Raw genomic sequence first — 646 nt, forward strand, 5'->3', positions numbered from 1 at the left:
ACCTAAAACCGCAAGATCCTTTTGAACCAGGAATCCAATTTTTTTAAGGCCAAATTCATTTATTTCAACCAAAACAGGTTCGTTAAATTTCTTTTCTTCGCCAACAAAGGCTTCGGTAAGGTCTTTTATCGATGAGTACAGGAATGCGAAAATGGGCAATCGGTTAAACCAGCGTTTAAACCATCGTTTTATAGGATCGGTAATTACGTTGGTAACCAGTATGCCGGCCACCATGATTACTACCACTACGTTTAAAATACCCAGGCCTGGAATGTAAAGGTGTTTTCCCGTTTTATCAACCAGCAGATCGCTTAAATTTAATGCTTTATCAATTGTTGATACCCCCCAGTACATTAAAAAAATTGCCGCACCTATGGGCACAACTACCAATAATCCCTTTGCAAAATATGTGACTAAAACCCGCGCAAATCTGTTCATAAATGCCTCATTACTTCTACTCGTAAAAGTACACCCTTTTTACCCGTTGCGAAACATTAGTTAATATTTCATAAGGGATTGTGGTTATTTGCTTCGCCAGTTCCTCAATGCGCTGGTGCTGCCCGTCGAATATAATTACCTCATCGCCTTCCTGTACATCAATACCGGTTACATCAAGCATACACATATCCATGGTGATGTTACCAAC

General features: G+C 39.8%; 2 protein-coding genes. Both read right to left on the reverse strand.

The features are described 5' to 3' along the window. The coding region (locus AC1DPZ_RS28610) for a DUF502 domain-containing protein (RefSeq protein WP_477409920.1) at nucleotides 1-438 on the reverse strand (438 nt) is incomplete at its 3' end. A 16-nt stretch (nucleotides 439-454) separates the two neighbouring features. Beyond that, nucleotides 455-646 (reverse strand): alanine racemase C-terminal domain-containing protein (locus AC1DPZ_RS28615; protein WP_477409922.1); only part of this gene is annotated, 192 nt, incomplete at its 5' end.

It is taken from the genome of Mucilaginibacter sp. P4_G9 (genome assembly GCF_056400985.1).